This is a genomic window from Pseudomonas sp. TKO26 (assembly GCF_003225665.1).
GTDB lineage: Bacteria > Pseudomonadota > Gammaproteobacteria > Pseudomonadales > Pseudomonadaceae > Aquipseudomonas > Aquipseudomonas saponiphila.
Window position 1 is genome coordinate 151,094 of the sequence record NZ_QKLN01000039.1, and the last position, 26,690, is coordinate 177,783.

Here is a 26,690-nt window from a genome sequence, read left to right on the forward strand (position 1 = left end):
GGGCTCTAACCTGAGCAGCAGCTCACAAAGTGGCTGCTCTTATTTTTGAAGAAATGAGACAAGCAGGGGCATCCGGGCTGGTACCCGGACTATCAGCGTGATCCTAAGTGGCTTGTTTTGGTCGCTGCATTCGGACTTCTGCAAGCTTGCTCGGTGTCTTCGCCGATGGTGTTCCCCTAACCGAGGGTGACCAAGCATGCAAGAAAGCGTGATGCAGCGCATGTGGAACAGCGCCTACCTATCCGGTAGTAACGCTGCCTATGTGGAAGAGCTCTACGAGCTCTACCTGCACGACCCTAACGCTGTGCCAGAAGAGTGGCGCACTTACTTTCAGAAGTTGCCTGCCGACGGCAGCACTGCCATCGATGTTTCGCACTCGACAATCCGCGATCATTTCGTCTTGCTGGCAAAGAACCAGCGCCGCGCCCAACCGGTATCCGCCGGCAGCGTGAGCAGTGAGCACGAGAAGAAGCAAGTTGAAGTGCTGCGATTGATCCAGGCCTATCGGATGCGTGGCCACCAGGCAGCCCAGCTCGACCCGCTGGGGCTGTGGCAGCGTCCTGCACCTGCAGACCTGTCGATCAATCATTACGGCTTGACCAATGCCGATCTTGATACGACCTTCCGTGCCGGCGACCTGTTCATCGGCAAAGAGGAAGCGAGCCTACGCGAAATTCACGAAGCGTTGCAGCAGACATATTGCCGCACCATCGGCGCTGAATTCACGCACATCACCGATTCCGAGCAGCGCCAGTGGTTCCAGCAGCGTCTGGAAAGCGTGCGCGGTCGTCCGACCTATTCCGCCGACATCAAGAGCCATTTGCTCGAGCGCGTCACCGCTGGTGAAGGCCTGGAAAAATACCTGGGTACCAAATACCCGGGCACCAAGCGTTTCGGTCTGGAAGGCGGCGAGAGCCTGATTCCGATGCTCGACGAGTTGATCCAGCGTTCCGGTTCCTACGGCACCAAGGAAGTCGTGATCGGCATGGCCCACCGTGGCCGCCTCAACGTGCTGGTCAACACCTTCGGCAAGAACCCGCGCGAGCTGTTCGACGAGTTCGAAGGCAAGAAGAAGGTCGAGCTGGGTTCCGGTGACGTTAAATACCACCAGGGCTTCTCGTCCAACGTCATGACCACAGGTGGCGAAGTCCACCTGGCCATGGCGTTCAACCCGTCCCACCTGGAAATCGTTTCTCCAGTGGTCGAAGGTTCGGTGCGCGCCCGTCAGGATCGTCGCAACGACCAGACCGGTGACAAGGTTCTGCCGATCTCGATCCACGGTGACGCGGCATTCGCCGGTCAGGGCGTGGTGATGGAAACCTTCCAGATGTCCCAGACCCGCGGTTTCCGTACCGGCGGCACTGTGCACATCGTGATCAACAACCAGGTTGGTTTCACCATCAGCAACCCGCTGGACTCGCGTTCCACCGAGTACGCCACCGACGTTGCGAAGATGATCCAGGCGCCGATCCTCCATGTGAATGGTGACGATCCGGAAGCCGTGCTGTTCGTGACCCAGCTGGCCATCGACTACCGCATGCAGTACAAGCGCGACGTGGTGATCGACCTGGTCTGCTACCGCCGTCGCGGCCACAACGAGGCCGACGAGCCAAGCGGCACCCAGCCACTGATGTATCAGCAGATCACCAAGCAGCGCACCACTCGCGAACTGTATGCCGATCGCCTGATCCAGAGCGGTGTCCTTGATGCAGAGCGTGTTCAGGCGAAGGTCGATGAGTACCGCAATGCCCTGGACAACGGTCTGCACGTAGTGAAGAGCCTGGTCAAGGAACCGAACAAAGAGCTGTTCGTGGACTGGCGCCCGTATTTGGGCCACACCTGGACCGCGCGTCACGACACCACCTTCGATCTCAAGACCCTGCAGGAACTGTCCGCCAAGCTGCTGGAATTGCCAGAAGGCTTCGTGGTTCAGCGTCAGGTCGCGAAGATCTACGAAGACCGTCAGAAGATGCAAGCCGGCGGCCTGCCGATCAACTGGGGTTACGCTGAAACCATGGCGTACGCGACCCTGGCATTCGAAGGTCACCCGATCCGCATGACCGGCCAGGACATCGGCCGCGGCACCTTCTCGCACCGCCACGCTGTTCTGCACAACCAGAAAGATGCCAGCACTTACGTGCCGCTCAAGCATCTGTTCGAAGGCCAGCCGCGCTTTGATCTGTATGACTCGTTCCTGTCGGAAGAGGCAGTACTGGCATTCGAATACGGCTACTCGACCACCACGCCGAACGCGCTGGTGATCTGGGAAGCCCAGTTCGGCGACTTCGCCAACGGTGCGCAAGTGGTGATCGACCAGTTCATCACCAGCGGCGAGCACAAGTGGGGCCGTCTCTGCGGTCTGACCATGCTGCTGCCTCACGGTTACGAAGGTCAGGGCCCTGAGCACTCCTCGGCGCGCCTGGAGCGTTACCTGCAGCTGTGCGCCGAGCACAACATTCAGGTGTGCATGCCGACCACGCCAGCACAGATCTACCACTTGCTGCGTCGCCAGGTGATCCGCCCTCTGCGCAAGCCGCTGGTGGTACTGACTCCGAAGTCGCTGCTGCGTCACAAGCTGGCCATCTCGACTCTGGAAGATCTGGCCGAAGGTTCGTTCCAGACCGTTATTCCAGAAATCGACGCACTGGACCCGAAAAAGGTCGAGCGCCTGATTCTGTGCAGCGGCAAGGTCTACTACGACCTGTTGGAAAAACGCCGTGCCGAAGGTCGTGAAGACATCGCCGTCGTGCGCATCGAGCAGTTGTACCCGTTCCCTGAGGACGACCTGAACGAAGTCCTGGCTCCGTACACCAACCTCAAGCACGTGGTCTGGTGTCAGGAAGAGCCGATGAACCAGGGCGCCTGGTACTGCAGCCAGCACCACATGCGTCGCATCGTGGGCAATCACGACAAGTCGCTCGTACTCGAGTACGCCGGCCGTGACGCCTCTGCTGCGCCTGCTTGTGGCTACGCGTCGATGCACGCCGAGCAGCAGGAAAAACTGCTGCAAGATGCCTTCACTGTTTAACGCCTTCGCGCACCTGAAACCGAATTTAAGGAACCACAGATAATGGCTATCGAGATCAAAGCCCCCACTTTCCCGGAATCGGTTGCCGATGGCACCGTTGCCACCTGGCACAAGCAACCGGGCGAAGCCGTCAAGCGCGACGAGCTGATCGTCGACATCGAGACCGACAAGGTTGTGCTGGAAGTCCTGGCGACCGCTGACGGCGTGCTGGGCGCTATCGTCAAGAACGAAGGCGACACCGTTCTGTCCGACGAAGTTCTGGGCTCCATCGTTGAAGGCGGCGCCGCTGCCGCTGCTCCTGCTGCCGCCGCTGCTCCGGCCGCCGCTGCCCCGGCTGCCGCCGATGGCGAAGACGATCCAATCGCCGCTCCTGCCGCGCGCAAGCTGGCTGAAGAAAATGGCATCAACATCGCTTCCGTTGCCGGTACTGGCAAAGGTGGTCGTGTGACCAAGGAAGACGTAGTAGCTGCCATTGCTGCCAAGAAAGCCGCTCCGGCTGCCGCGCCAGCCAAGGCCCCGGCTCCGGCCGCTGCTGCTCCGGTGTTCGCTGCCGGCGACCGCGTCGAGAAGCGCGTACCTATGACCCGTCTGCGGGCCAAGGTTGCCGAGCGTCTGGTTGAAGCCCAGTCGAACATGGCCATGCTGACCACCTTCAACGAAGTCGACATGACTGAAGTCATGGCTCTGCGTTCGAAGTACAAGGACCTGTTCGAGAAGTCCCACAACGGCGTACGCCTGGGCTTCATGTCGTTCTTCGTCAAGGCTGCCACCGAAGCGCTGAAGCGTTTCCCTGCGGTCAACGCCTCGATCGACGGTTCCGACATCGTCTACCACGGCTACGCCGACATCGGTGTCGCGGTATCCAGCGACCGTGGCCTGGTGGTTCCGGTTCTGCGTAACGCCGAGCTGATGAGCCTGGCCGAAATCGAAGGCGGCATCGCCACCTTCGGCAAGAAGGCCCGTGACGGCAAGCTGTCGATGGAAGAGATGACCGGTGGTACTTTCACCATCACCAACGGTGGTACCTTCGGCTCGATGATGTCGACCCCGATCGTCAACCCACCGCAAGCCGCTATCCTGGGCATGCACAACATCCTGCAACGTCCTATGGCGATCAACGGTCAGGTAGTAATCCGTCCGATGATGTACCTGGCGCTGTCCTACGATCACCGTCTGATCGACGGTAAAGAAGCCGTGACGTTCCTGGTGACCATCAAGAACCTGCTGGAAGACCCGGCGCGTCTGCTCCTGGACATCTAAAAAGCAGCTGCGAGCTGCAAGCGAAAAGCTCCAAGCCCCCAGGGCTAGTGGCTTCAAGCTTGCAGCTTGCGGCTTCTAGCTTGCCGCTAAAAGGAACCTTTTTATGACTCAGAAATTCGACGTAGTAGTGATTGGCGCGGGCCCAGGCGGTTATGTAGCTGCAATCAAGGCTGCACAGCTGGGCTTCACCACCGCTTGCATCGAGAAGTACACCGACAAAGAGGGCAAGCTGGCCCTCGGCGGTACTTGCCTGAACGTCGGTTGCATTCCTTCCAAGGCGCTGCTGGACAGCTCCTGGAAATTCCACGAAGCCCAGGATGGTTTCGCCATCCACGGCATCAGCCACGCTGGCGTGACCATGGACGTACCGGCCATGGTCGGTCGCAAGGCCAACATCGTCAAAGGTCTGACCAGCGGTGTTGCCACCCTGTTCAAGGCCAACGGCGTCACTTCGATCCAGGGCCACGGCAAACTGCTGGCCGGCAAGAAAGTCGAAGTCACCAAGCCTGACGGTTCGGTTGAAGTGATCGAAGCCGAAAACGTGATCCTGGCTCCAGGTTCGCGTCCGATCGATATTCCACCGGCTCCGGTTGATCAGAATGTCATCGTCGACTCCACCGGCGCCCTGGAATTCCAATCCGTACCAAAACGCCTGGGCGTGATCGGCGCTGGCGTCATCGGCCTGGAGCTGGGTTCGGTCTGGTCGCGTCTGGGCGCGCAAGTGACTGTCCTCGAAGCACTGGACACCTTCCTGATGGCAGCTGACACCGCTGTTTCCAAGGAAGCGCTGAAAACCCTGACCAAGCAAGGTCTGGACATCAAGCTGGGCGCCCGCGTGACCGGCTCCAAGGTCTATGGCGAAGAAGTCGTGGTGACCTACACCGACGCCAAGGGCGAGCAGACCATCACTTTCGACAAGCTGATCGTTGCCGTTGGTCGCCGTCCGGTGACCACTGATCTGTTGGCTGCCGATTGCGGCGTGACCCTCGACGAGCGCGGTTTCGTGCACGTTGACGATCATTGCGCCACCACCGTGCCGGGCGTTTACGCCATCGGCGACGTGGTCCGCGGCATGATGCTGGCTCACAAGGCTTCGGAAGAGGGCATCATGGTCGTCGAGCGCATCAAGGGCCACAAAGCCCAGATGAACTATGACCTGATCCCATCGGTTATTTATACTCACCCGGAAATTGCATGGGTTGGCAAAACCGAGCAGGCCTTGAAAGCTGAAGGCGTTGAAGTTAACGTCGGCACCTTCCCGTTTGCCGCCAGCGGCCGTGCCATGGCAGCCAACGACACCGGCGGTTTCGTCAAGGTCATCGCCGATGCCAAGACTGATCGCGTATTGGGCGTCCACGTGATTGGCCCAAGCGCTGCGGAACTGGTTCAGCAAGGTGCAATCGGCATGGAATTCGGCACCAGCGCCGAAGACCTGGGCATGATGGTCTTCTCCCATCCGACCCTGTCCGAAGCCCTGCACGAAGCAGCACTGGCAGTGAATGGCGGTGCCATTCACATCGCCAACCGCAAGAAGCGTTAAGACAATAAGAAACCACGGCGGATTGCCCGTCGTGAGCCTTGCGAGCAAGACTCACCGCGGAATCTCCGCTGGACTCGACCTCTTGAGGTAGCGCCACACGCTGGACCCGGGCCCAGGCTCGGGATTCAGGTGTGGCGCTGGTTCGAGAGTAGCGGTCACAGGTGGTGCGGCACTCAATCTTGAGCGCAGCGCCGAATGCGCAGTACCTAACGAAGACGGTAAAAAGCATGAATCTTCACGAGTATCAGGGTAAGCAGCTGTTCGCTGAATACGGCCTGCCAGTATCCAAAGGTTACGCGGTAGACACCCCGGAAGAAGCAGCAGAAGCTTGCGACAAAATCGGCGGCTCCGAGTGGGTTGTCAAAGCCCAGGTTCACGCCGGTGGTCGCGGTAAAGCGGGCGGCGTTAAGCTGGTTCGCAGCAAAGAAGACGCTAAGGCATTCGCTCAGCAGTGGTTGGGCAAGCGTCTGGTGACCTATCAGACTGACGCCAATGGCCAGCCTGTCACCAAGATCCTGGTTGAATCGTGCACTGATATCGCTAAAGAGCTGTACCTGGGCGCTGTCGTTGACCGTTCGAGCCGTCGCATCGTGTTCATGGCCTCCACCGAAGGTGGCGTGGACATCGAGAAAATCGCTCACGACACTCCAGAAAAAATTCTCAAAGCCACTATCGATCCACTGGTTGGCGCGCAGCCATTCCAGGGCCGCGAGCTGGCTTTCCAACTGGGTCTGGAAGGCAAGCAAGTTGCCCAGTTCGCCAAGATCTTCGTAGGTCTGGCCAAACTGTTCCAGGATCACGATCTGGCCCTGCTGGAAGTGAACCCGCTGGTGATCAAGGCTGACGGCGATCTGCACTGCCTGGACGCCAAGATCAACATCGACGCCAACGCCATGTACCGTCAGCCTAAGCTGAAGACTTTCCACGATCCGTCGCAGGACGATCCGCGCGAAGCTCACGCTGCCAAGTTCGAACTTAACTACGTAGCCCTGGAAGGCAACATCGGCTGCATGGTCAACGGTGCCGGCCTGGCCATGGGTACCATGGACATCGTCAACCTGCACGGCGGCAAGCCAGCCAACTTCCTCGACGTAGGTGGTGGTGCTACCAAAGAGCGCGTGACCGAAGCCTTCAAGATCATCCTGTCCGACACCAACGTCGCTGCAGTACTGGTCAACATCTTCGGCGGCATCGTTCGCTGCGACATGATTGCCGAAGGCATCATCGGCGCCGTGAAAGAAGTCGGCGTGAAAATCCCGGTTGTTGTTCGCCTTGAAGGCAACAACGCTGAACTGGGCGCTAAAGTACTGGCAGAAAGCGGCTTGAACATCATCGCTGCTACCAGCCTGACCGACGCTGCTCAACAAGTTGTCAAAGCTGCGGAGGGCAAATAATGAGCGTCCTGATCAATAAAGACACCAAAGTTATCTGCCAGGGCATTACCGGTTCGCAAGGTAGTTTCCACACCCAGCAAGCCATCGAATACGGCACCAAGATGGTTGGCGGCGTAACTCCAGGCAAAGGCGGCACCGAGCACCTGGGCCTGCCAGTGTTCAACACCGTGAAAGACGCTGTAGCTGCCACTGGCGCCACCGCCAGCGTGATCTACGTTCCAGCTCCTTTCTGCAAGGACTCGATCCTGGAAGCAGCTTTCGGCGGCATCAAGCTGATCGTCTGCATCACCGAAGGCATTCCAACCCTGGACATGCTGGACGCCAAGGTTAAGTGCGACGAGCTGGGCGTGACCCTGATCGGCCCTAACTGCCCAGGCGTGATCACTCCAGGCGAATGCAAGATCGGCATCATGCCAGGTCACATTCACTTGCCAGGCAAGGTCGGTATCGTTTCCCGTTCCGGCACCCTGACTTACGAAGCCGTTAAGCAGACCACTGACGCCGGTTTCGGCCAGTCCACCTGCGTCGGCATCGGTGGTGACCCGATCCCGGGCTCCAACTTCATCGACATCCTGAAGCTGTTCCAGGAAGACCCGAAGACCGAAGCGATCGTGATGATCGGCGAGATCGGCGGTTCGGCTGAAGAAGAAGCGGCTGCCTACATCAAGGCTCACGTGACCAAGCCGGTTGTTTCCTACATCGCTGGTGTGACTGCTCCTCCGGGCAAGCGCATGGGCCATGCTGGCGCAATCATCTCTGGCGGCAAAGGCACTGCAGACGAGAAATTCGCTGCTCTGCAAGACGCAGGCGTAAAAACCGTGCGTTCGCTGGCAGACATCGGCAAGGCCCTGGCCGAGCTGACCGGTTGGGCGGTCAAGTAAGCTTCGCGCTTAGCTTGTAGCTCTTCCAGCAAAGGCCACCTTCGGGTGGCCTTTGTGCTTTCTGGCGCAGGAGCCGGTTTGCCGGCGAGGGGGCCTGAGCTGCGTGTGGTTCTTGCCGCGGTTTTCGCTGGCGAGCCAGCTCCTACACGAGCCAGCTCCAACATGAGTCGGCGCCTGGGCGAACGAGGCTCTGTGCAGGGGGATTCATTCCGGTGGAAAAATAGTTTCAAAAAGGCGACATCCCGATGTCGCATATCAGAAAATTCTCATTGTGCCGGTGCGTTCGTCTTACAGATTCGGTAGGCTAGCCGCCTCTTTATGCGTCTGCTACCCACAAGGTATCGGCGCGCTAAACGGGTCAGTCTTATACGGACTGACAGCATTTCCCTCACCCATAAGGGAAATCCCTCTCTAAATTCCGATTCAGTAGTGTGGTATTTCCTTAATGAAAGTGTTGAAAGGCCAGGACATTCTGGCGCTCGGCTTCATGACTTTTGCCCTGTTCGTCGGGGCTGGCAACATCATTTTCCCACCCATCGTCGGCTTGCAGTCCGGACCCCATGTCTGGATGGCGGCGCTGGGCTTCCTGATCACTGCGGTGGGCCTGCCGGTGATCACCGTGGTCGCCCTGGCCAAGGTCGGTGGCGCCATGGATGCGTTGAGCAGCCCCATCGGTAAAGTCGCTGGCGGTCTGCTGGCGGCGGTCTGCTACCTGGCGGTTGGCCCGCTGTTCGCCACACCGCGCACGGCCACTGTGTCCTTTGAAGTGGGCCTGGCGCCACTGACTGGTGAAAGCCCGCTGGCACTGTTCCTCTACAGTTCGGCGTATTTCCTGTTGGTGTTCTTCATCTCCCTGTATCCAGGTCGTCTGCTGGACACCGTTGGCCGTTTCCTGGCGCCGCTGAAGATCATCGCCCTGGCGGTGCTGGGGATCGCAGCGTGCGCCCTGCCGGCCGGTAGCGTTGGCGACGCCACGCCCGAGTACGTTGCCGCGCCATTCTCCCAGGGGTTCATCAATGGCTACCTGACCATGGATACCTTGGGCGCCCTGGTGTTCGGCATCGTCATCGTCAATGCCATTCGCTCGCGCGGTGTCGAGTCGCCTCGACTGATCACCCGCTATGCGGTGATCGCCGGCCTGATCGCCGGGGTTGGCCTGGCGCTGGTGTACGTCAGTCTGTTCCGTCTCGGTTCGGGCAGCCATGAAGTGGCAGCCGGCGCCACCAACGGCGCAGCGGTACTGCATGCCTACGTGCAGCACACCTTCGGCTCCCTGGGCAGCGGTTTCCTCGCGGTGCTGATCTCCCTGGCTTGCCTGGTGACCGCCGTGGGCCTGACTTGCGCCTGTGCCGAGTACTTCAGCCGCGTAACCCCTTTGTCCTACAAGACTCTGGTTGTGATCCTCGCGGTTTTCTCGCTGTTGGTATCGAACCTTGGCCTGACCAAGCTCATCGCCTTCTCGATTCCGGTACTGACCGCCATCTACCCGCCTTGCATTGCCCTGGTGGCCCTGAGCTTCTGCAAGGAGTTCTGGCAGGACCAGCGCCGCATCGTCGGTCCGGTGATGCTGGTGTCCTTTGTCTTCGGCCTGATCGATGCGCTTAAAGGCGCGGGCCTGGCCGATGGCCTGCCGAGCCAGCTGTCTCATCTGCCGTTGAGTGAGCAAGGCCTGGCCTGGCTGGTGCCTTCGGTGATCATCCTGGCGGTTGCCGTGATCTTCGACCGTATCCTGGGCAAGCCGGCCGAAGCGCTGGCTTGATCTGACGGCAAGGGCTCAGGGTCGCCACAAGCGGCTCATGAGCATCCAGAACAATGCCCCGTATCGATCGATACGGGGCATTTTTTATGGGGCTCGGGCAGTGCCTTTTTCCTCGGCGTGGCGTCGAAGCTGTGTCCTCTGCCACGCCCTACAGGAATTTGCATGTCGTTCGTCCAAGCCAACCTGATCCATTTACTGGCCGCTTTGTGGTTCGTCATCTGCTGGGGCGGCTATACCCGTTACGCCACCTGGAAGGGGCGGGACACCGCCTGCCTGGCCAGTGTCCTGCACCTGTATCGCGAAGACTGGATGCGCCGCATGCTGTTGCGTGACAACCGTATCGCCGACGCCAGCGTGATCGGCAACCTGGAACGCAACGCTTCGTTCTTCGCCTCCAGCACCCTGATCATCCTGGCGGGCATTCTTACCGTGCTCGGCGCATCGGAACGCGCGGTGTCGCTGCTGGCGGACATTCCCATGGTCCAGCAGGCGTCCCAGGGCATGTCGGAGATCAAGCTGCTGTGCCTGGCGCTGGTGTTCGTCTACGCCTTCTTCACCTTCAGCTGGTGCATGCGCCAGTACAACTTCGCCGCCATTCTGGTGGGCTCGGCGCCGATGATCGGTGAGCGCCAGGTGTCCGAGCAGGAGCGCAAGGCTTTCGCTTCCCGGGCGGCACGGGTGATTTCCATGGCTGCCAACCAGTTCAACTTCGGCCTGCGCTCCTATTACTTCGGCATGAGCATGCTGGCCTGGTTTGTCAGCCCCTGGTTGTTCATGGTGATGAGCGCGGGGGTGGTGCTGGTGCTTTATCGTCGCGAGTTCCATTCCGACGTACTGGATGTGATGGTCTATACCCCTACGGAGGCGCCATTGCCCGAGACAAACAAGGAGATAGGCTGATGAGTATTGCGTTCTGGTGCGTGTTTATCAGCGCATTGCTGATTTTCATTGCGCGCATTCCGGTGGCCAAGGCCATGAAAGAGCAGGGCGGTTACAACAACCATCTACCGCGTCAGCAACAGGCCCAACTGACCGGGCGGGGCGCGCGGGCCCTGGCGGCGCATCAGAACAGTTTCGAGGCCTTCATGCTGTTTGCGGTCGGGGTGCTGATGGCACATGTCACCCAGACCCAAGGCTGGTTGATCGACGTCCTGGCCATCACCTTTGTGATTGCCCGGGTCTTCTATCTGGTGTGCTATCTGGCGGACCTGACCTGGCAGCGAAGTCTGCTCTGGGCAGTGGGACTCTTGTGTTCCTTGTTGTTGATGCTTAGTCCAACTTTTCGCTGGTTGCTGATGTAGTCATTTCTTCCATAAACAATAAAGCCCGCACTTGGCGGGCTTTATTCATATCTTGCGCTAAAACCGAATTAGTTGGTTTTAGGGGCTGCTTCCTTGGCGCTTTCTTCGGCTGCGGCCTTGTTGGATTCAGCCTGGTCTTTGGCAGCTTCGGCGTTTTCCTTGGCAGCTTCGTTCACTTTATCCTGGGCTTCGTTCATTTTTTGTTGAGCTTGCTCAGCGTGTTGGTTTGCATCTTGAGCTTTGTCCTCGGATTTCTTGTCACAGGCAGCCAGACCGAGGGAAGCGGTCAGCATCAGGGCAATAGCTAAAGTCTTACGCATGGGGTGTTTCTCCTTAGTGAAGATATCTACTGGCCTTTCGATCGTGGTCTTGTGATTTAAGTTCCTTGGGGGTCCTAGATATATTAAGTATTTGTTCTACGGAACTTTTATCGTCCTGGCCAACCGCTGATTCCTGACACTAACAATAGAGATAACCCATGGCGCAGAATCCTGTTTTCGAGCGTGCGATGCGCTTTCTTTCCGCCTTGCGACACTGCCAGGTGCTGGGCATCAGCGTGCATAGCGCATCACCGGAGGGCATGACCCTGACCTTGCCCTACAGCCCGCAGATCGTCGGCGATCCCCACACTGGAATCATCCACGGTGGCGCCCTGACCACCCTCATGGACACGGCTTGTGGCATGGCCACGCTGTGCGTGCTGCCGGAGTTCGAGGTCTGTCCGACCCTGGACCTGCGCATTGACTACATGCACCCGGCGGTGCCTCATCACGACGTACATGGTTTTGCCCAGTGCTACCGGGTCACTACCGATGTGATCTTTACCCGCGGTTTTGCCTATCAGGACGATCCGCAGCGCCCGGTGGCCCATGTGGTCGGGACTTTCATGCGCATGGGCAAGGGCCTCAAGGGCACCCCGGGTTTTGCCACGGCCCTCAAGGGAGCACGTCCATGAGCGAAGATCTCAAGTTGTTGCTGGAGCAGGCTCATCAACAGGGCGACTACGGTCCCTTGCTGCAGAAGATTCCCTACGCCGCCCTGATCGGCATCGAATGCTCGCGGCTGGGGGACGAGTTATTGTTTCGCTTGCCGGCCAACAAGGACAACATCGGCAATCCCTTGCTGCCGGCGCTGCACGGCGGTGTGATCGCCGGTTTCATGGAATTGGCGGCGGCTGTGCATCTGTTGATCTTTACCGGCTCTCCCGGGGTGCCGAAGATTATCGATTTTTCCCTGGACTACCTGCGTGCCGGGCAGTTTCGCGACACCTTCGCCCGCTGCCAGGTCTGGCGTCAGGGGCGGCGCGTGGCCAACGTGGCGATCACCGCCTGGCAAAGCACCGCCGATGAGCCGATTGCCACCGCCCGTGCACATTTCAAGATCGAAGAGACACCCACCCCTTGAAATCCGGCGAGCTACCCCCACTTCCATGTCATCCCGCCGCTCTCCGCTTCCGGAGCGCGACCACAGCCATCTGATTGGAGTTTGATGACCATGAGTGTGGAAACTCAAAAGGAAACCCTGGGCTTCCAGACCGAGGTGAAGCAACTGCTGCACCTCATGATCCATTCGTTGTATTCCAATAAGGAAATTTTCCTTCGCGAATTGATCTCGAACGCCTCTGACGCCGTCGACAAATTGCGTTTCGAAGCCCTGTCCAAGCCCGAGTTGCTGGAAGGTGGCGCCGAACTGAAAATCCGTGTGAGCTTCGACAAGGACGCCAAGACCGTCACCCTCGAAGACAACGGTATCGGCATGAGCCGTGAAGATGTCATCACCCACCTGGGGACCATCGCCAAGTCCGGCACCGCCGACTTCATGAAAAACCTCACCGGCGACCAGAAGAAGGACTCGCACCTGATCGGTCAGTTCGGCGTGGGCTTCTACTCCGCATTCATCGTTGCCGACCAGGTCGAAGTGTTCAGCCGCCGTGCCGGCTTGCCGGCCAGCGAGGGCGTGCACTGGTCGTCCAAGGGCGAAGGCGAGTTTGAGGTGGCGACCATCGACAAGGCCGAACGCGGCACCCGCATCGTCCTGCACCTGAAGTCCGGTGAAGACGAGTTCGCCGATGGCTGGCGCCTGCGCAACATCATCAAGAAGTACTCCGACCACATCGCCCTGCCGATCGAGCTGCCGAAAGAGGCCGCTGTCGCCGAAGGCGAAGAGAAACCGGCGTTGGAATGGGAAACCGTCAACCGCGCCAGTGCCCTGTGGACCCGTCCGCGTACCGAGATCAAGGACGAGGAATACCAGGAGTTCTACAAGCACATCGCCCATGACTTCGAGAACCCGCTGAGCTGGAGCCACAACAAGGTCGAAGGCAAGCTGGAATACAGCTCGCTGCTCTACGTGCCGGCTCGTGCGCCGTTCGACCTGTACCAGCGTGAAGCGCCGAAGGGCCTCAAGCTCTACGTGCAGCGCGTGTTCGTCATGGATCAGGCTGAGTCCTTCCTGCCGCTGTACCTGCGCTTCATCAAGGGCGTGGTGGACTCCAACGACCTGTCGCTGAACGTCTCGCGGGAAATCCTGCAGAAAGACCCGATCATCGATTCGATGAAGTCGGCGCTGACCAAGCGCGTGCTGGACATGCTGGAAAAACTGGCGAAGAACGAGCCTGAGCAATACAAGGGCTTCTGGAAGAACTTTGGCCAGGTGATGAAGGAAGGCCCGGCCGAAGACTTCGCCAACAAGGAAAAGATCGCCGGCCTGCTGCGCTTCGCTTCCACCCAAGGCGACGACGGCGAGCAGACCGTGTCCCTGGCCGACTACCTGGCTCGCGCCAAGGAAGGTCAGGACAAGATCTACTTCCTCACCGGCGAATCCTACGCCCAGGTGAAGAACAGCCCGCACCTGGAAGTCTTCCGCAAGAAAGGCATCGAAGTGCTGCTGCTCACCGACCGCATCGACGAGTGGCTGATGAGCTACCTCAACGAGTTCGACGGCAAGAGCTTTGTCGACGTGGCGCGTGGCGACCTGGACCTGGGCAACCTGGACTCGGAAGAGGACAAGAAGGCCGCCGAGGAAGTCGCCAAGACCAAGGAAGGCCTGGTTGAGCGGATCAAGACCGCTCTGGGCGAGAGCGTCAGCGAAGTGCGGGTTTCCCACCGCCTGACCGACTCCCCGGCGATCCTGGCCATCGGCGAGCAGGACCTGGGGCTGCAAATGCGTCAGATCCTCGAAGCCAGTGGGCAGAAGGTTCCGGATTCCAAGCCGATCTTCGAATTCAACCCGACTCACCCGCTGATCGAGAAACTCGACGGCGAGCAGAGCGAAGAGCGTTTTGGCGACCTGTCGCATATCCTCTTCGATCAAGCGGCCCTTGCGGCCGGCGACAGCTTGAAAGACCCGGCGGCCTATGTGCGCCGACTGAACAAGCTGCTGGTCGAGCTGTCGGTTTAACCACAAAGCAAGAAAAACCCGCTTCGGCGGGTTTTTTCATTCTGGTATCCCCCTGCTGGAGAAGATGAGTCATGAGTCAAATCACAGTGCGTTCCGTGGTCTATCAGATCGATGGCCAGCCCTATGAAGGGCGTCTGGCCTTCGATGCCGCCCATAAAGGGGCCCGTCCGGGGCTGCTGATGGCGCCGAACTGGATGGGTGTCAGCGCCGGCGCGGAAAAGATCGCCGAGGCGGTGGCGGCCAAGGGCTATGTGGTGTTGGTCGCCGACCTGTATGGCCAGTCGGTGCGCCCCAGCGACGCCGATCAGGCCGGCGGGGCAATGATGCCGCTCAAGGATGACCGGGCGCTGTTGCGCAAGCGCATGCAGGCGGCCTTCAGCGCCCTGCAGAGCCAGACCGAGGCCACGGTGGACCTCTCCAGGCTGGCCACCTTCGGTTTCTGCTTTGGCGGCTGCTGCGCGCTGGAGCTGGCCCGCAGTGGGGCGCCAGTCAAGGCCGCGGCGTCCTTCCATGGCACCCTGGATACGCCCAATCCCGCGGATGCGCAGAACATCAAGGGCTCGGTGCTGGTGCTGCACGGTGCGGCCGATCCGCTGGTGGCTAAGGAGCAACTGCCGGCCTTCGAAGCGGAGATGGATGCGGCCGGTGTCGACTGGCAACTGGTCAGCTACGGCGGCGCGGTCCATTCCTTCACCGATCCCCAGGCCAATGTCCCGGGCAAGATGATGTATGACGCCAAGACCTCGGCCCGAGCCTTCGCCACCTTCTATTACCTGCTGGACGAAGTGTTCCAGGGCTGAGTAGGAGCCGGCTTGCCGGCGAAGATGGTCTGCGGGCTTGTTCGCCGACAAGCCGGCTCCTGCCGGATCAGCGGCGGGAGGCGGGCAGTTCGATGCGCTCGCTTTCTCCCGGCACTTGTGGCCAGTCCCCGGCTGCCCAGCGTCTGCGTGCTGCATCGATCAACAGCGGGTCGCTGGCGACAAAGTTCCAGTTGATCCGTCGCGGCCCGTCCAGAGGCGCACCGCCAAGCAGTACCGCATGGCAGTCGCTCTCGGCGAACAGCGTGGCGTTTTCTCCCTCCGGCAATACCACCAGCGAGTGCAGGGGCAATGGCTCGCCGTCCAGCTGTGCCTCGCCGTCCAGCACATACAGCGCGCGTTGCTGATGCTCGGTGGGAATCAACAGGCTGGTGGCGGTCTGCAGGTGCAGTTCGGCATACAGGGTCGGGGAGAGCACTGGCACCGGCGACTCCAGGCAGAAGCCGCTGCCGGCGATCATGCGGATCGTGACCCCGGGGTTGTCACTCACCGGCAGTGTGGCCGCGGGGTGATGGCTGTAGTGACCGGGCCCCTGCTCATGTTCCTTGGGCGAGGCCAGCCAGACCTGCAACCCATGCAGGGTGAAAGCCTGGCTCAGCTGGGCCTCGGGCGTGCGCTCGACGTGAGCGATGGCACTGCCTGCGGTCATCCAGCTGACGTCCCCGGCCAGGACGATCTGGTCCGAGCCGAGGCTGTCCTTGTGGCGGATCTGTCCTGCGAACAGGTAGGTCAGCGTGGACAGGCCGATATGCGGGTGCTGGCGGATGTTCATGCCTTTGCCGGCAGGGTAGGAGGTGCTCAGCATGTGGTCGAAGAATACGAAGGGGCCGACGCTGCGGCACTGTGCCGAAGGCAGGGGGCGGAGGATAGGCTGGCCTTCGACGTCCTCGACGCGGGGGCGGATCACTAGGGGCGAATTCATGGCGGACTCCAGGCTGATCGGGGTTATGCCCGCCAGCATAACCCCCGGGTGCCAGCCTTGCCGCTACTGGCTGAAGGCGCCTTCGGACAGGTGAGTCTCGATGCTGACTTCACTGCTGGTCATCAACTTGTGGATCGGGCAGCGATCGGCTACCCGGTGCAGCTCTTCACGCTGGGCGTCGGTGAGCACGCCCTTGAGGGTCAGCTTCACGTGCAGGGCGTATTTGCCTTGCTGTTCCTGACTGTTGTCGTGCTTGAGCTCCACCGTGACGCCGGTGAGCGGGATGTTTTTCTTCTGTGCGTAGAGCTTGAGGGTCAGGGCCTTGCAGGCCCCCAGGGCGGTATCGAAATAATCGTGGGGCTCGGGCGCGGTGCCTTCGCCGCCGGCGTACCGGGGCAGATCGGTGAACAGCTGATGGTCGTCGACCTGGATGCTGTGGCGGAAACCTTCGCTGGACTCGGTATTGACGGTAATGGTCATGGCAAACCTCAGGCAGTGATGAATGTCGGATCGGCTGGTAAAGGTGCTGAAGTTATAGAGCATTGGCCAGCGCAGGCGTTCACGTTTTTACTTCCGGTAGTCAATGGTCCGGTGCTGCATCGACGAATGTGCAACCCCGATGCGGTGGCGGATTTCGAGGTGCCAGCGGCATTGCTTGATCAAAAAATGCCGATTTTTGGCAAGCTGAATCGTTTTACTCTGAGGTATCGAAGTCACAGGGCTTTTTGATATCGCGTTCTTGTCTTACGCACATTTTCGCCGGCCCGATACCGTCTAAGAGCACCCTGCTGCAAGTTCTTGCAGCGCTCTAGGAAGGAGCCAAAGGAATGAGTCTCAGAAGCCTCGACATTGCCCCTCGTGCCAGCCTGGGTTTTGGCTTGCTGGCGCTGATGGTGTTTGTCCTTGGCGCATTTGCCCTGATGCAGATGGCCAACATGCGCCAGCAGTCCGATGAAGTGGAGAGCAACTGGTTGCCCAGCGTCATGTCGGTGGGCGACATGAGCCAGGACCTGCTGCGTCTTCGCGCCCTGACCCTGCGTCTGCTGATCAATCGCGACCCCCAGGCCCTGGCTCAGTCCTTGTGGCAGAGGTGGTGGCCGGCGGCGGTGGCGCGGGAAGTGGATCGCAACCTGATGAACATCCGCAACCTGGCGTTGCAGGCCTCGGCGGGGGCCAATCAGACCAGCGCGGCCAGCCAGGAGCTGTCGCGGCTGGCGGTGGACCTGAACAGCATGGTGGCGCGTTTTTCCGTTTGAGCCACTGGCCCGGAAAATCGCAGGCAAAAAAAAGCCCCGAACCGGTCGGGGCTTTTTCATTCAGCGAAGCGGCGAGGCTTACTTGCCCTGCCAGCGCTTGAGCACCAGGGTGGCGTTGGTGCCACCGAAGCCGAAGCTGTTGCTCATCACGGTGTTGATGGTGGCGTCTTCGCGAGTCTTGGTCAGGATCGGCATGTCGGCCACTTCCGGATCCAGCTCGTCGATGTTGGCCGAACCGGCCATGAAGTTGCCTTCCATCATCAGCATGCAGTAGATCGCTTCGTGAACGCCGGCGGCGCCCAGGGAGTGACCCGACAGGCTCTTGGTGGAGCTGATGGCTGGAGCCTTGTCGCCGAACACTTCACGCACGCCTTTCATTTCCGCGACGTCGCCGACCGGGGTCGAGGTGCCGTGGGTGTTCAGGTAGTCGATCGGGGTGTCGACGGTGGACATGGCCATCTGCATGCAGCGGATCGCGCCTTCGCCGCTTGGGGCAACCATGTCGTAACCGTCGGAAGTCGCGCCGTAGCCAACGATTTCCGCGTAGATCTTGGCGCCACGGGCCAGGGCGTGTTCCAGCTCCTCGACCACCACCATGCCGCCGCCGCCGGCGATGACGAAGCCGTCACGCTTGGCGTCGTAGGCGCGAGAGGCCTTTTCCGGGGTTTCGTTGTACTGGGTGGACAGGGCGCCCATGGCGTCGAACAGGAACGACTGGGTCCAGTGCTCTTCTTCACCGCCGCCGGCGAAGACGATGTCCTGCTTGCCCATCTGGATCTGTTCCATCGCGGTACCGATGCAGTGAGCACTGGTGGCGCAGGCAGAAGCGATGGAGTAGTTCAGGCCCTTGATCTTGAACGGTGTGGCCAGGCAGGCGGAAACGGTGCTGCTCATGGTCCGCGTGACGCGGTATGGGCCAACGCGCTTGACGCCTTTCTCGCGCAGGATGTCCAGTGCTTCCATCTGGTTCAGGGTCGAGGCACCACCGGAACCGGCGATCAGGCCGGTACGCGGGTTGGAGACTTGTTCTTCGCTCAGGCCGGAGTCGGCGATGGCGTCTTTCATGGCCAGGTAGGCATAAGCCGCCGCATGGCCGACGAAGCGGTAGATCTTGCGATCGATCAGTTCTTCGAGGTTCAGGTCAATGGAGCCGGAAACCTGGCTACGCAGACCCATTTCGGCATATTCCGGGTTGAAGCGGATGCCAGGGCGACTTGCACGCAGGTTAGCGGAGACGGTCTCTTTGTCATTGCCCAGGCACGAAACGATGCCAAGACCTGTGATAACGACGCGGCGCATGCGGATAACCCTTAGAAGTTGTCAGTTGAAGTAAACACGCCGACCCGGAGGCCTTCGGCGGTATAGATTTCGCGGCCGTCAACGCTGACCGAGCCATCGGCGATGGCCATGTTCAGCTTGCCCTTGAGCACGCGCTTGATATGAATGTTATAGGTGACCTTTTTCGCCGTCGGCAGAACCTGGCCGAAGAACTTCACTTCTCCCGAGCCCAGTGCGCGACCGCGGCCCGGCAGGCCTTGCCAGCCGAGGAAGAAACCGACCAGTTGCCACATGGCATCCAGGCCCAGGCAGCCCGGCATCACCGGATCGCCTTCGAAGTGGCAAGCGAAGAACCACAGGTCTGGAGTGATATCCAGCTCAGCGACCAATTCACCTTTACCGTACTTGCCACCCTCTTCGCTGATATGGGTGATGCGATCCACCATCAGCATGTTGGGGGCGGGCAGTTGCGCGTTACCTGGGCCGAACAGCTCACCGCGACTGCAGCGCAGCAGGTCTTCCCGAGTAAAGGCGTTTTGTTTGGTCATGCGAGCTCCTCAATAGTCCCGTGCGGCAGGGTTGGGCAATCTTCCCGGCCGATCGAAGCGTTCATGCCTCGAGCCGGCAGCCTACTCATAGACTATTGCGTTGTAGTGAAAGTCACAGCGCCAAGGGCATGAAAGTACACTTGTTCACTGAAATTTTTTTTGAGGGCCTTTTCAGGGCCCCGTCGGGTGCCTAAGACTGCCGCACTTTCGCCCATGACGCCAGTCGCGGATGTTCGAAAATAGCCTGTTACTGCACCCAACGTTGGAGAATTTGCTGCAGATCCGCGCGCTTGAAAGGCTTTGCCAGGTAGTCGTTCATGCCCGCTGCCAGGCAGGCTTCACGGTCGCCCTGCAAGGCGTTGGCAGTCAGGGCGATGATCGGCAGATCGGCGCAGCCGGGCAGTTGGCGGATCTGCCGGGTGGCTTCGTAGCCGTCGACCAGCGGCAGCCGGCAATCCATCAGGATCGCTTCGAAAATCAGGCTTTCGGCGCTGCGCACCGCCTGGGCACCGTCGGTGACGATGCTCACGGTGAAGCCCAGGCTGCGCAGCATGGCCTGGATCACGGTCTGGTTCACCGGGTTGTCCTCCACCAGCAGCACATTGCGGCCTTCGCCTTGTTGAGCGGCGGTGCTGACTCGCGGCGCCAGCACCGGCAGGCTTTGCTGGAACAGCGCCAGGGGGATCTCCAGGGTGAACACCGAGCCGCGGCCTTCCTCGCTCTGGGCCCGCAGGGTGCCGCCCATGCGTTCGGCCAGGGTGCGGGCAATGGGCAGGCCCAGGCCGGTGCCGCCATACCGCCGGGAAATGCTGCTGTCGGCCTGCTGGAATGCATCGAACATCAGTTCCAGGCTGGCGGGGCTGATACCGATTCCGCTGTCGCGTACCGCACAGGTGAACCACAGGAGCTCGTGATCCAGGGCCTGCCACTGCGCTTCGATGATCACGCTGCCTTGTTCGGTGAACTTCAGGGCATTGCCGATCAGGTTGACCAGAATCTGCCGGATCCGCGTCGGGTCGCCCTTGACCTGCAGCGACTCCATGCCCGGTGGCAGGCGCAGTTGCAGGTCCAGGCCGCGCTGCAGGGCGCTGTGCTGGAAGGCCTGGGCCGAGCTGCCGATCAGTTCGGCAAGGTTGAACGGGATGTGTTCCAGCTCCAGGGCCGAGCGTTCGATGCGCGAGAAATCGAGGATGTCGTTGATCACCTTCAGCAGGTGTTCGGTGGATTCCGAAGCCAGCGCCGCGTACTCGCTCTGCTCCTGGGTCATCTCGGTGGTTTCCAGTAGCTGCAGCATGCCCAGCACGCCGTTCATCGGGGTGCGCAGCTCGTGGCTCATCATCGCCAGGAAATCCGATTTCGCCTTGTTCGCCCGTTCCGCTTCTTCCCGGGTCTGGATCAGTTGCGACATGGCCTGTTGCTGCTCGCGGCTGGCCAGCTCCAGGCCGGCGGCGAGGTTGTTGATGTGGCGTGCCAGATTGCCCAGCTCACCGTCGTCGACAATTGGCAGCGGCGCCTTGAAGTCGCCTTCCTGGATCGCCTTGACCGCGTGGCCCATGGCGCTGATGGGCTGCGCCAGGCCGGCAGCCAGGCGCCGGGCCAGGAGGAAGGTGAAGAGCAGGGCGAACAGGGCGAGGATTGCGGCCTTGAGGAGAATTTCCTGCTGGCGCTGGCTGAAGGCGTCGTTGGACATGCCGACAATGACCCGCCCCAGATAGCCGTCGCCCTGGGGCCCCAGGCTGGTCGGGTCATCTTCCAGGAAGTCGTTGTGCACCTGGATACGCTGCAAGCGCACCGGCGCCTGGAACACCTTGATCTGTTGTGCCTGTTTATGAGTGGCGGACGCCTGCTCGACATACACCAGGATATTGTTGGCGCTGTCCTGGACCTCCAGAAAGTGCACGTGGGGCGTGGCCAGGGTGGCCTGCAACAGGCTTTCCAGGCCTTCGTTGTTGCCGGAGATCACGCCGTACTCAGTGGCTGGCGCCAGTTGGTTGGCAATCAGCTGGCCGGTGTGGTTGAGCTCCTGGCGCAGGTCCTGAATGCGCACGAAGGTGAAGAAGCTGATCAGCAACAGGGTCAGGAGCAAGGCCGGGCCGAGGCTGATGAGCTGCGTGCGGGTGTGGATGTCCCATCGGCGACGCAATTTCATGGGCGTTGCTCTCCTTCACTCAGTTGGCGCGCGACGGCTTGCGGGTCGATTTCCTCGATGCCCAGGGAGCGTGCCACCTGTGGATTGCTCAGTACTTTGAAGGCCGTCGGGTACAGTGCCCGGGGCCAGCGATTCGGCGCCTGTTCAAGCAGGCTGTCCAGGGTCTGCAGCCAGTCCTGCTGGTCGCTGTAGGTGCTGGCCAGGCTGCCGGCCCTGACGAAGCCGGCATTGGGGCCGATCAGCGCCCGTTGCTGGGCGTAGCTGCTGAGCAGCAGGTTTTTCACGGTTTTCGGGTTGTACAGCTTGGGGTCGTCCAGGCCCAGCAGCACGTCGCTGTTGCGCAGCAGGTTTTGCAGTGGGCGGCTGTCGTGGGTGCTGTCCCAGGGTTCGGCGACAATTTCCAGCCCCAGGGATTGCGCGGCGGCGCGCAGCTCCTTGAGCAGGAACTGGCTGTCCTCGCTGTACAGCACGCCAACCCGGCGCACCTGGGGCAGGACCTTGCGGATCAAGTGCAACTGACGACTCGGCGGTGGATCGCTCCAGAGCAGGCTGAGCCCAGGGTGGTGCAGGCCTTGCAGGTGCTGTTCGGCTTGCAGGCGGCTGATGCGCAGGACCAGGGTGGCCGGGCCCTGGGGATCTTGCAGGCGCCAGTCGAGGCTTTGCGGATCCAGCAGAATCAGGCGTGTGGCGCTGGGCAGTTGGCCCGGCGCCGGCAGTTGCTCCAGTGGTACGAAGCGCACCTGGTCCTGGGGGCGATGGGCGGCCAGTTCTGCGCTGAAGGTGCGTACTGCCGGGTTGTCCTCGCTGGCGGTCAGCAAGACTTCGGCGGCGCGCAGCGGTGCGCACAGCAGCAAGCTCAGCAGCAACAGGCACCTGCCGAGTCGACGACGCAAGTCCAAGGCCCCCGAGGGCCGCTGCCGGGCCACGCTAGAACTCCAGCTCGGCGCTGAAATAGACCAGGTGCCGCGAGTCGTAGCGGTTGTCGGCGAAAGTGCTGGGCTGGTGATCGAGTCGTTGCTGCAGCGTGCCCGCTAGTTCCAGGTTGGCCTTGCCCAGGGCCAGGTGCTTGGCGATGCGCGTGTCGATGCGTTCGAAGCGGTAGCCGTTGAGGGCGCTGTCGCCGTAATAGAACAGCGCGCTGGACCAGCCCCGGCCCCAATTGCGCAGCCAGCCGGCGGAGCCGCTGTTGCTGGCGGTCAGGCGCTGGTCCAGGGGGTTGCTGGCTTGGGCGTGGACATAGGCGTAGGTCAGGCGCAGGCGGTCGGCGTGGCTCAATTGCCAGTCCAGCTGGCTTTCGGTGCCGGAGAAACGTGAGGAATTGCTGTTGCTGGCGATGTATTGGTTGTTGCGCAGCGGCTCGCTGATCATGCCGCTGATTTCGTCGTAGAACAGCTTGATGTCGAGGTTCAGCGCCTGGTCGACGAAGTAGCCGTTGTAGCCCAGCTCGCGGGAGCGCATGTGTTCCTGATCGAGGTTGCCCGGGCCCCGGGTCTTGACGAAGTACTGGGCGCTGCTCTGACCGTAGACCGGGCTGCTCAAACCGGTGACCCGGTAGCTCCAGTTGACGTTGTTCTCGAACATGTCCGGGGAGCGGATGGCCTCCGAATACACCGCCCGCAGCCCGTGGCGCGGGTTGATCAGGTAGTTGACGGCGATCCGTGGCGTCAGTGAGTTGCCGGTCAGCTGGGTGTCTTCGTACATAGCCCCGCCCTGGATCAGCCAGTGTTCGCTGGCTCGCCATTCCAGCTGGCCGAACAGGCGCCAGGTGGTGTCGTCGAGGGTGCCGTTGAAATAGGTTTCGGAGTCGGCCCGGTCGTAACGATAGTTCATGCCACTGACCAGCCGCAGGTTATCGCTGAGGCTCAGGGTGTCCTGCAGTTCCAGGTCGTAGCGGGTTTCGCGGGTGCTCTGGTCGATGTTGCCGCAGACGGTTTGCTTGCCGCCGGCGTTCCATTGGGTGAGGACCTGCTGGGCTATGGCCTGCTCGGCGGGAGATCCCGGGGGTGGGGCTCCGGCATCGCTGAAACCTTTGATGCCACGCGCCAGGCGCTCGGCGTAATTCGGATTGATTTGCCACAGGCGGGTCAGCTCGGGGCTGAAGGAAATCGCCGCGTCACAGGCGCGCCAGGTCTGCTGGCGATCCCAGTGCTGGGCCGAACCCTGGACATAAAGGCTGTGCTGCGGATTGAGTTCCAGGTTCCAGCGCAGTGACCCGGCGTAGTCCTTGGCGATCACATCGGAGTCCTTGCCTTGCTGGGATACGCCGTAGAACACCGGTTTATAGGTATAGGGCCGCTGGTTGGTGCCTTCCTTGGCATTCAATTGCCAATCGATGCTCTGCTGTTCGTTGAGCATCTGGCTCACCGACAGGCTGACGCGGTTCAAGCGCTTGCTGTCGCGGTAGTCGGCGCCCAGGCGATTCTTGTCGAAGCCGTCATCTTCCTGTCCGGACAGCGAAAGGCGCAGGTCGCCGGTTTCCCAGCCCGTGCCCTGGCTGGCGTACCAGTCGCTGATGCCGCGTTGGCCCCGGGTCACCTTGACGCGGGTGCCGTGGCTGTTGGCCGGTGCGCGGGTAATGATGTTGACCACCGCCATCAGCGCATTGGCGCCGTAGCTGACGGTGTTGGGGCCGCGAAACACCTCGATGCGTTCGATGTCCTCCATGGCCACCGGAATGTCGCTCCAGTCCACCGTGGCCAGGCCGGCGCGATACACCGAGCGCCCGTCGATCAGCACCTGCATTCGCCGGGCTTCGCTGGCGTTGGTGCCGTGGTAGTTGACCGTGGCCTGGTTGCCGCTGATGGCGCCGACCATCATCCCAGGCACCAGGCGCAACAGTTCGCTGATGTCCCGGGCGCCGCTGGCCCTGATCAGTTCGGTGTCGAGCACGGTCATGCTGCCCGGCACGGCGGCGGGGGATTGTTTCAGGCGTGTGGCGGTCAACACCTCGGGCAGGGCGCTGCCGTCGAGAAACAGATCGTCGGCCAGCACCGGGAGGCCGATGAGCATGCCCAGCAGCAGTGACAGACGCAGAGGTGAGGGGCCCACGGACACGGCATAGCCTTGAATCTTGAAAGATGGCGCGCATGTTAACCGAGACAGTCGAGTTTTCCAGTCGATAAGCCCGACATTCCCCGAATGACCGCGCGTGTTCCCGACAGGTTGCCTGAATGGCCGGTGGGGCTGGTGGTGGGAAAAGCGCCCCGTATAATGCCGCCATCGCCACTGCTATGGATAAACGGATTGCATATGACACAACAGCGCCCTATTGCGGTCCTGGGAGGCGGAAGTTTTGGTACCGCCGTGGCCAATCTGCTGGCCGAAAACGGTCACCCGGTGCGGCAATGGATGCGCGATCCCGAGCAGGCCGAGGCCATTCGGGTAAATCGCGAGAATCCGCGCTATCTCAAGGGCATCAAGATTCATCCGGCGGTGCAACCGGTCACCGACCTGCTGGCCACCCTGAGTGACTGTGACCTGTGCTTCGTCGCCTTGCCTTCCAGCGCGCTGCGCTCGGTCCTGGCGCCCCACGCGCAGTTGTTGAGCGGCAAGCTGCTGGTCAGCCTGACCAAGGGCATCGAGGCCCAGACCTTCAAGCTGATGAGCGAGATCCTCGAAGACATTGCCCCGCAGGCGCGCATTGGCGTGCTTTCGGGCCCCAACCTGGCCCGGGAAGTGGCCGAGCATGCGCTGACCGCCACCGTGGTCGCCAGCGAAGACGAAGAGCTCTGCCAGCGAGTCCAGGCGGCGTTGCACGGGCGGACTTTCCGCGTCTATGCCAGTGCCGACCGCTTTGGCGTCGAGCTGGGCGGGGCGTTGAAGAACGTCTACGCGATCATCGCCGGCATGGCGGTGGCCCTGGGCATGGGGGAAAACACCAAGAGCATGCTGATTACCCGTGCCCTGGCGGAGATGACCCGTTTTGCCGTCAGCCAGGGCGCCAATCCCATGACCTTCCTCGGTCTGGCCGGGGTCGGCGACCTGATCGTCACCTGCTCCTCGCCCAAGAGCCGCAACTACCAGGTGGGCTTTGCCCTGGGGCAGGGCCTGAGCCTGGAGGACGCAGTGACTCGCCTGGGCGAGGTGGCGGAGGGCGTCAACACCCTCAAGGTGCTCAAGGCCAAGGCCCAGGAGTTGGGCGTCTATATGCCGCTGGTAGCCGGCCTGCATGCGATTCTGTTCGAAGGGCGGACGCTGAACCAGGTGATCGAGCTGTTGATGCGTGGCGAGCCGAAAACCGACGTCGACTTTATCTCCACCAGCGGGTTCAACTGAGTAGCACAGGAGCCAGACATGAACGATACGAATTCCGAAGCCAAATACGAATCCATCCTCCTGCGCGTGCTGTGGATGCTGGTGTTCCTGCTGGTGTGGCAGGTGGCGCAGTTTCTTCTTGGCGTTTTGGTCCTGGTGCAGTTGATCTATCGCCTGATCTACGGCGCGCCGAATGCCGGCCTGATGAACTTTGGCGACAGCCTGAGCCAGTTCCTGGCGCAGATTGGCCGGTTCGGCAGCTTCCACACCGAGCAGAAACCCTGGCCGTTCGCCGATTGGCCAACCCCGCGGGCCCCTGAAGGGGAAGCTCCCCACAGTGTGCCGCCGGCGCCCCACCCGGTGCGCGACGAGGAGCCCAAGCTGTGAAGTTGTGGGTACTGCGCCATGGCCAGGCCGAACCCCATGCGGCCAGCGATGACCAGCGCAACCTTACGACCCACGGTCGCCAGGAAGTGCTCGGCAGCGCCGCGCAGCTGATTGGCCAGCCCATCAGCGCGATCATCGCCAGCCCCTATGTACGAGCCCAGCAAACGGCGCAACTGGTGCGTCAGGCCCTGGGCTTCGAGGGCGAGATCCGCACCCTGCCCTGGTTGACGCCGGAGGCCAACCCGTTGCAGGTGCTGGAGCATCTGGACAGTGCCGACAACCTGCTGCTGGTGAGCCACCAACCCTTGGTCGGCAAGCTGATCGGCTTGTTGCAGCACGGTCATCTGCGTGATCCCCAGCCCATGAATACCGCCAGCCTGGCGGAGCTGGAAGGCGACTGGCCGCTGGCGGGGCTGATGACCCTCAATAGCGTCAAGCATCCCTAGAGCGCCTCGGCGGCCAGACAGTTCCTGGCCGCCGCAGGTCCGTCAGGGTGACCGACACCCGGTGGTACGG

24 protein-coding genes and 2 pseudogenes are annotated in these 26,690 nt (G+C 61.2%); 18 read left to right on the top strand and 8 right to left on the bottom strand.

From position 1 onward, the window contains the following. The first annotated feature begins 196 nt into the window (after window positions 1–196). The 8 genes from DNK59_RS28675 (at window position 197) to DNK59_RS28710 (ending at window position 11,163) form a co-directional block, all read left to right on the top strand. On the top strand, window positions 197–3,028 hold the full coding sequence (locus DNK59_RS28675; RefSeq protein ID WP_110725360.1) for a 2-oxoglutarate dehydrogenase E1 component: 2,832 nt from the start codon (window positions 197–199) through the stop codon (window positions 3,026–3,028). Window positions 3,029–3,070: 42 nt separating this feature from the next. Continuing rightward, on the top strand, window positions 3,071–4,288 hold the full coding sequence (gene odhB, locus DNK59_RS28680) for a 2-oxoglutarate dehydrogenase complex dihydrolipoyllysine-residue succinyltransferase (protein ID WP_092316948.1): 1,218 nt from the start codon (window positions 3,071–3,073) through the stop codon (window positions 4,286–4,288). Between the two features lie 103 nt (window positions 4,289–4,391). Beyond that, window positions 4,392–5,828 carry a dihydrolipoyl dehydrogenase gene (lpdA, locus tag DNK59_RS28685; protein ID WP_110725361.1) on the top strand — a complete coding sequence of 479 codons (1,437 nt, stop codon included), beginning with the start codon at window positions 4,392–4,394 and terminating at the stop codon, window positions 5,826–5,828. A 227-nt stretch (window positions 5,829–6,055) separates the two neighbouring features. Continuing rightward, window positions 6,056–7,222, top strand: a complete 1,167-nt coding sequence (gene sucC, locus DNK59_RS28690) for an ADP-forming succinate--CoA ligase subunit beta (protein WP_009047768.1) — start codon at window positions 6,056–6,058, stop codon at window positions 7,220–7,222. Then, window positions 7,222–8,103, top strand: coding sequence for a succinate--CoA ligase subunit alpha (gene sucD / locus DNK59_RS28695; RefSeq protein WP_003223019.1), 882 nt, complete (start codon window positions 7,222–7,224; stop codon window positions 8,101–8,103). The genes sucC and sucD overlap by 1 nt, the downstream gene beginning before the upstream one ends. 445 nt (window positions 8,104–8,548) lie before the next feature. After that, window positions 8,549–9,862 (top strand): branched-chain amino acid transport system II carrier protein, encoded by a 1,314-nt coding sequence (brnQ, locus tag DNK59_RS28700; protein ID WP_110725362.1) that lies wholly within the window; start codon window positions 8,549–8,551, stop codon window positions 9,860–9,862. Between the two features lie 162 nt (window positions 9,863–10,024). Further along, window positions 10,025–10,762: a DUF599 domain-containing protein gene (locus DNK59_RS28705; RefSeq protein WP_092316939.1), complete on the top strand. Its 738-nt coding sequence runs from the start codon at window positions 10,025–10,027 to the stop codon at window positions 10,760–10,762. Then, the gene (locus tag DNK59_RS28710; protein WP_092316936.1) at window positions 10,762–11,163 is read left to right on the top strand and encodes an MAPEG family protein; all 402 of its coding nucleotides are present in this window, start codon (window positions 10,762–10,764) and stop codon (window positions 11,161–11,163) included. The genes DNK59_RS28705 and DNK59_RS28710 overlap by 1 nt, the downstream gene beginning before the upstream one ends. 68 nt (window positions 11,164–11,231) lie before the next feature. Here DNK59_RS28710 and DNK59_RS28715 read toward each other — a convergent pair whose 3' ends face one another. Then, the gene (locus tag DNK59_RS28715) at window positions 11,232–11,483 is read right to left on the bottom strand and encodes a hypothetical protein (RefSeq protein ID WP_016968094.1); all 252 of its coding nucleotides are present in this window, start codon (window positions 11,481–11,483) and stop codon (window positions 11,232–11,234) included. A 158-nt stretch (window positions 11,484–11,641) separates the two neighbouring features. Here DNK59_RS28715 and DNK59_RS28720 point away from each other — a divergent pair, with 158 nt between their 5' ends. The 4 genes from DNK59_RS28720 (at window position 11,642) to DNK59_RS28735 (ending at window position 15,362) form a co-directional block, all read left to right on the top strand. Next, window positions 11,642–12,118 (top strand): PaaI family thioesterase, encoded by a 477-nt coding sequence (locus DNK59_RS28720; RefSeq protein ID WP_092316933.1) that lies wholly within the window; start codon window positions 11,642–11,644, stop codon window positions 12,116–12,118. After that, window positions 12,115–12,567 carry a PaaI family thioesterase gene (locus DNK59_RS28725; protein WP_092316930.1) on the top strand — a complete coding sequence of 151 codons (453 nt, stop codon included), beginning with the start codon at window positions 12,115–12,117 and terminating at the stop codon, window positions 12,565–12,567. Before DNK59_RS28720 ends, DNK59_RS28725 begins: the two co-directional genes overlap by 4 nt. 90 nt (window positions 12,568–12,657) lie before the next feature. Beyond that, window positions 12,658–14,562: a molecular chaperone HtpG gene (gene htpG / locus DNK59_RS28730; RefSeq protein ID WP_110725381.1), complete on the top strand. Its 1,905-nt coding sequence runs from the start codon at window positions 12,658–12,660 to the stop codon at window positions 14,560–14,562. 71 nt (window positions 14,563–14,633) lie between these two features. Beyond that, the gene (locus tag DNK59_RS28735) at window positions 14,634–15,362 is read left to right on the top strand and encodes a dienelactone hydrolase family protein (RefSeq protein WP_110725363.1); all 729 of its coding nucleotides are present in this window, start codon (window positions 14,634–14,636) and stop codon (window positions 15,360–15,362) included. Window positions 15,363–15,429: 67 nt separating this feature from the next. Here DNK59_RS28735 and DNK59_RS28740 read toward each other — a convergent pair whose 3' ends face one another. Further along, window positions 15,430–16,302 (bottom strand): pirin family protein, encoded by an 873-nt coding sequence (locus tag DNK59_RS28740; RefSeq protein WP_110725382.1) that lies wholly within the window; start codon window positions 16,300–16,302, stop codon window positions 15,430–15,432. 63 nt (window positions 16,303–16,365) lie between these two features. Beyond that, on the bottom strand, window positions 16,366–16,782 hold the full coding sequence (locus tag DNK59_RS28745) for an OsmC family protein (RefSeq protein WP_110725383.1): 417 nt from the start codon (window positions 16,780–16,782) through the stop codon (window positions 16,366–16,368). Window positions 16,783–16,800: 18 nt separating this feature from the next. Between DNK59_RS28745 and DNK59_RS31750 the strand changes: the two genes are divergently transcribed. From DNK59_RS31750 to DNK59_RS32615, 3 genes and pseudogenes are all read left to right on the top strand, one after another. Further along, the gene (locus DNK59_RS31750) at window positions 16,801–17,031 is read left to right on the top strand and encodes a hypothetical protein (protein WP_146249915.1); all 231 of its coding nucleotides are present in this window, start codon (window positions 16,801–16,803) and stop codon (window positions 17,029–17,031) included. Between the two features lie 98 nt (window positions 17,032–17,129). Beyond that, a pseudogene (locus tag DNK59_RS32200) lies at window positions 17,130–17,381 on the top strand (MCP four helix bundle domain-containing protein); the annotation flags it as partial. A 21-nt stretch (window positions 17,382–17,402) separates the two neighbouring features. After that, window positions 17,403–17,558, top strand: a pseudogene (locus tag DNK59_RS32615) (methyl-accepting chemotaxis protein); the annotation flags it as partial. Between the two features lie 78 nt (window positions 17,559–17,636). Here the strand turns inward: DNK59_RS32615 and fabB are convergent. The 5 genes from fabB to DNK59_RS28775 all read right to left on the bottom strand — a co-directional run bounded on the left by fabB (window position 17,637) and on the right by DNK59_RS28775 (window position 24,587). Beyond that, entirely contained in the window at window positions 17,637–18,857 is a 1,221-nt protein-coding gene (fabB, locus tag DNK59_RS28755; RefSeq protein ID WP_016963486.1) for a beta-ketoacyl-ACP synthase I, read from the bottom strand. 11 nt (window positions 18,858–18,868) lie between these two features. Continuing rightward, complete coding sequence (gene fabA, locus DNK59_RS28760; protein WP_011060067.1) at window positions 18,869–19,384, bottom strand: 3-hydroxyacyl-[acyl-carrier-protein] dehydratase FabA; 516 nt, start codon at window positions 19,382–19,384, stop codon at window positions 18,869–18,871. Between the two features lie 247 nt (window positions 19,385–19,631). Beyond that, window positions 19,632–21,533, bottom strand: coding sequence for an ATP-binding protein (locus DNK59_RS28765; protein WP_110725365.1), 1,902 nt, complete (start codon window positions 21,531–21,533; stop codon window positions 19,632–19,634). Beyond that, window positions 21,530–22,426, bottom strand: coding sequence for an ABC transporter substrate-binding protein (locus DNK59_RS28770; RefSeq protein WP_371920303.1), 897 nt, complete (start codon window positions 22,424–22,426; stop codon window positions 21,530–21,532). The genes DNK59_RS28765 and DNK59_RS28770 overlap by 4 nt, the downstream gene beginning before the upstream one ends. Window positions 22,427–22,460: 34 nt before the next feature. Next, window positions 22,461–24,587 carry a TonB-dependent siderophore receptor gene (locus DNK59_RS28775; protein ID WP_092316912.1) on the bottom strand — a complete coding sequence of 709 codons (2,127 nt, stop codon included), beginning with the start codon at window positions 24,585–24,587 and terminating at the stop codon, window positions 22,461–22,463. 195 nt (window positions 24,588–24,782) lie between these two features. Here DNK59_RS28775 and DNK59_RS28780 point away from each other — a divergent pair, with 195 nt between their 5' ends. From DNK59_RS28780 to sixA, 3 genes are read left to right on the top strand one after another with little or no spacing between them, the layout of a single operon-like run. Next, a complete protein-coding gene (locus DNK59_RS28780) occupies window positions 24,783–25,808 on the top strand; it encodes an NAD(P)H-dependent glycerol-3-phosphate dehydrogenase (RefSeq protein ID WP_110725367.1) in 1,026 nt (341 codons plus the stop codon). An 18-nt stretch (window positions 25,809–25,826) separates the two neighbouring features. Further along, window positions 25,827–26,174 carry a DUF4389 domain-containing protein gene (locus DNK59_RS28785; protein ID WP_092316906.1) on the top strand — a complete coding sequence of 116 codons (348 nt, stop codon included), beginning with the start codon at window positions 25,827–25,829 and terminating at the stop codon, window positions 26,172–26,174. Continuing rightward, window positions 26,171–26,620, top strand: a complete 450-nt coding sequence (gene sixA / locus DNK59_RS28790; RefSeq protein ID WP_110725368.1) for a phosphohistidine phosphatase SixA — start codon at window positions 26,171–26,173, stop codon at window positions 26,618–26,620. The genes DNK59_RS28785 and sixA overlap by 4 nt, the downstream gene beginning before the upstream one ends. The last annotated feature ends 70 nt before the right edge of the window (window positions 26,621–26,690 follow it).

Coding starts and splice junctions, on each gene's coding strand:
- DNK59_RS31750 (WP_146249915.1), top strand. CDS start 16,801: ATGAATGTCGGATCGGCTGGTAAAGGTGCTGAAGTTATAGAGCATTGG.
- lpdA (WP_110725361.1), top strand. CDS start 4,392: ATGACTCAGAAATTCGACGTAGTAGTGATTGGCGCGGGCCCAGGCGGT.
- fabA (WP_011060067.1), bottom strand. CDS start 19,384: ATGACCAAACAAAACGCCTTTACTCGGGAAGACCTGCTGCGCTGCAGT.
- DNK59_RS28785 (WP_092316906.1), top strand. CDS start 25,827: ATGAACGATACGAATTCCGAAGCCAAATACGAATCCATCCTCCTGCGC.
- DNK59_RS28765 (WP_110725365.1), bottom strand. CDS start 21,533: ATGAAATTGCGTCGCCGATGGGACATCCACACCCGCACGCAGCTCATC.
- htpG (WP_110725381.1), top strand. CDS start 12,658: ATGAGTGTGGAAACTCAAAAGGAAACCCTGGGCTTCCAGACCGAGGTG.
- DNK59_RS28675 (WP_110725360.1), top strand. CDS start 197: ATGCAAGAAAGCGTGATGCAGCGCATGTGGAACAGCGCCTACCTATCC.
- DNK59_RS28715 (WP_016968094.1), bottom strand. CDS start 11,483: ATGCGTAAGACTTTAGCTATTGCCCTGATGCTGACCGCTTCCCTCGGT.
- DNK59_RS28705 (WP_092316939.1), top strand. CDS start 10,025: ATGTCGTTCGTCCAAGCCAACCTGATCCATTTACTGGCCGCTTTGTGG.
- DNK59_RS28745 (WP_110725383.1), bottom strand. CDS start 16,782: ATGACCATTACCGTCAATACCGAGTCCAGCGAAGGTTTCCGCCACAGC.
- odhB (WP_092316948.1), top strand. CDS start 3,071: ATGGCTATCGAGATCAAAGCCCCCACTTTCCCGGAATCGGTTGCCGAT.
- DNK59_RS28735 (WP_110725363.1), top strand. CDS start 14,634: ATGAGTCAAATCACAGTGCGTTCCGTGGTCTATCAGATCGATGGCCAG.
- DNK59_RS28720 (WP_092316933.1), top strand. CDS start 11,642: ATGGCGCAGAATCCTGTTTTCGAGCGTGCGATGCGCTTTCTTTCCGCC.
- DNK59_RS28725 (WP_092316930.1), top strand. CDS start 12,115: ATGAGCGAAGATCTCAAGTTGTTGCTGGAGCAGGCTCATCAACAGGGC.
- sucC (WP_009047768.1), top strand. CDS start 6,056: ATGAATCTTCACGAGTATCAGGGTAAGCAGCTGTTCGCTGAATACGGC.
- DNK59_RS28710 (WP_092316936.1), top strand. CDS start 10,762: ATGAGTATTGCGTTCTGGTGCGTGTTTATCAGCGCATTGCTGATTTTC.
- brnQ (WP_110725362.1), top strand. CDS start 8,549: ATGAAAGTGTTGAAAGGCCAGGACATTCTGGCGCTCGGCTTCATGACT.
- DNK59_RS28780 (WP_110725367.1), top strand. CDS start 24,783: ATGACACAACAGCGCCCTATTGCGGTCCTGGGAGGCGGAAGTTTTGGT.
- fabB (WP_016963486.1), bottom strand. CDS start 18,857: ATGCGCCGCGTCGTTATCACAGGTCTTGGCATCGTTTCGTGCCTGGGC.
- sucD (WP_003223019.1), top strand. CDS start 7,222: ATGAGCGTCCTGATCAATAAAGACACCAAAGTTATCTGCCAGGGCATT.
- DNK59_RS28740 (WP_110725382.1), bottom strand. CDS start 16,302: ATGAATTCGCCCCTAGTGATCCGCCCCCGCGTCGAGGACGTCGAAGGC.